Annotated in this window: 3 protein-coding genes; 1 reads left to right on the top strand and 2 read right to left on the bottom strand. The window is 71.1% G+C overall.

The annotated features are described in order from the left end of the window. Positions 1-835, bottom strand: an 835-nt coding sequence (locus tag HV824_RS35560; RefSeq protein ID WP_176425248.1) for an ABC transporter ATP-binding protein, incomplete at its 3' end; no start/stop codon positions are given. A 224-nt stretch (positions 836-1059) separates the two neighbouring features. Here HV824_RS35560 and HV824_RS35555 point away from each other — a divergent pair. Then, the gene (locus tag HV824_RS35555) at positions 1060-1410 is read left to right on the top strand and encodes a hypothetical protein (protein ID WP_176425247.1); all 351 of its coding nucleotides are present in this window, start codon (positions 1060-1062) and stop codon (positions 1408-1410) included. Between the two features lie 25 nt (positions 1411-1435). Here HV824_RS35555 and HV824_RS35550 read toward each other — a convergent pair whose 3' ends face one another. Further along, positions 1436-1996: a hypothetical protein gene (locus tag HV824_RS35550; protein ID WP_176421192.1), complete on the bottom strand. Its 561-nt coding sequence runs from the start codon at positions 1994-1996 to the stop codon at positions 1436-1438. Positions 1997-2022 lie beyond the last annotated feature (26 nt).

Genomic DNA, 2022 nt, shown 5'->3' with positions numbered 1-2022 from the left:
GGAGCGAGCGCGTGTGGGCGCGGCCCTCCACCTCGCGCAGCAGGCCGCCGACGTGTCGCACCATTTCATTGAGCGCCGCGTCCTCCGGCCGGCGCGGCATGGGCAGGTGGACCTCCAGGTCCTTCACCACCCGTCCCGGGCGAGGCGCCATCAACACCACGCGGGTGCCCAGCATCAGCGCCTCATGGACGTCGTGGGTGACGAACACCACCGTCTTGCCGGTGCGCACCCAGATGGACTGGAGGAGCTCCTGCATGTGGATGCGCGTCTGCGCGTCCAGCGAACCGAAGGGCTCGTCCATGAGCAGCACGGCCGGGTCCACGGCCAGCGCGCGGGCGAGCGAGGCCCGCATCTTCATGCCGCCGGAGAGCTGGTGGGGCAGCGCGTCCTCGAAGCCGCCCAGCTGCACCCGCTGGATATAGGTGTCCGCCCGCTCGCGGCGCTCGGCGCGGGGCATGCCCCGGGCGGCCAGCGCGAAGGTGATGTTGCCGCGCACGGTGAGCCACGGGAACAGGGCGGCCTCCTGGAACATCAACAGCCGGTCCGGCCCCGGCCCGTGGATGGGCTGCCGGTCGATGGACACCGAGCCCCCCGTGGGCGCCACATGCCCCGCCAGCGCGTAGAGCAGCGTGGACTTGCCGCAGCCGGACGGGCCCAGCAGGCACACGAATTCGCCCGAGCGGACGTTGAGGTCCACGTTCTGCAAGGCGACCACCTTGTTGGCGTACTCGTGGTCCAACCGGGCGACGCTGATTTTGGCGCGCTCCGCACCGACATGCGCCGGCTGGAGCAGGCGCAGGGAACTTCTCCATCGGCCGAGGAGGGCGCGCAGCATCGGCCACAACGTAGGCACGTAGGTGCAAGTGGGAAGGGGGAGCAGGCAGAGGGCCCGTTGAGGGCTTCGTGGCCTGCTCGCCTGCTTCGAGCGCGGAGAGGGGCTCGTCACGCGCTTTCTGGCCTCCAGGACGCGCCGGGAAGGCTCCGTCCCGCCCGGTAGAAGCTAGTGACGCGGCGAGCGCGAGTTTACATCGCCTGCCTGGCCGTCTTAGACGTCAGGGCATGGTGGAAGAGGGACTCATCGGACTGATGCGAGGCGTCCTGGCGACCTACTCGGACAGGAGCCGCTTCGGCGCCGCCGGGCTGATGCTCCTGCTGGGGCTGGGCGCGCTGCTGGGGGCGGGCAGTTTATTGCTCCACGCCGAGCCCCTCATCGGCGACGAGGGGCTGGGCTGGGCCGTGGGCTTGCTGGCCCCCTTCGTCCTGGGCGCAGTCGTGGCCGGCTTCCAGAAGGTGAAGCTGTGGGACTGGCAGCTCCGGTTCGACCTGGAGCGCTTCGGCGCGGCCTTCTGCGTCACGACGGGCTTCGTGCTGGCCCGCTTCATCGGCGTCCTGCTGCTCGCTGGGGGCTGAGGCGAAGGCCCTTCGTCCCGGGGGCTCAGGCGGAGGCTTGCTCGGCGCGCAGGTGCGTCCGCGTTCGCGAGCCCAGCCAGGCGGCGAAGACGAGCAGCAGCACCCCCACGCTGGTGAAGGCGCCGCCCACGCGCAGCGAGGCGTCGCGGTCATCCCAGACGAACTCCAGCGGGGCGTCCCCCGGGTTCGCGAAGGCCTGCTCCAGTCGCGCCTCCACGCGCGTGGCCACCGCTTCCTCGGTGACCCACTGGAAGAAGAGCGGGTACTCGCCGTGCGCCGTCACCAGCGTGGGCCGGAAGATGGGCACGCGGTTGCGGCGGGCGGCGCGGGTCCGGTCCACCTTGACGCCTTGCACGTCCTTCATCGCGAAGCTGGCCACTTCGTCGCGGGTGAGCCAGCTTGAGTGGAACAGCAGGCACACGCCGCCGGGCTGGCACCGCAGCTCCACGCGGGCCTTGGCGTTGAGCAGGTAGGGGCCCAGCACGAGGAAGGGCAGGGCGAGCAGCACGCACGCCGCCGCGGCGATGGCCGTGGTGCGGCTCTTGCGCGGCGCTTCATCGGAGTAGGAGGGCTGGGGTTCGCTCACACCGCTCCTCATAGACCTGGGCGGGC

It is taken from the genome of Myxococcus sp. AM009, assembly GCF_013372605.1.
GTDB classification, from domain to species: domain Bacteria; phylum Myxococcota; class Myxococcia; order Myxococcales; family Myxococcaceae; genus Myxococcus; species Myxococcus vastator.
This window is presented reverse-complemented; position numbering and strand designations above follow the sequence as displayed.

Coding starts and splice junctions, on each gene's coding strand:
- HV824_RS35555 (WP_176425247.1), top strand. CDS start 1,060: ATGGTGGAAGAGGGACTCATCGGACTGATGCGAGGCGTCCTGGCGACC.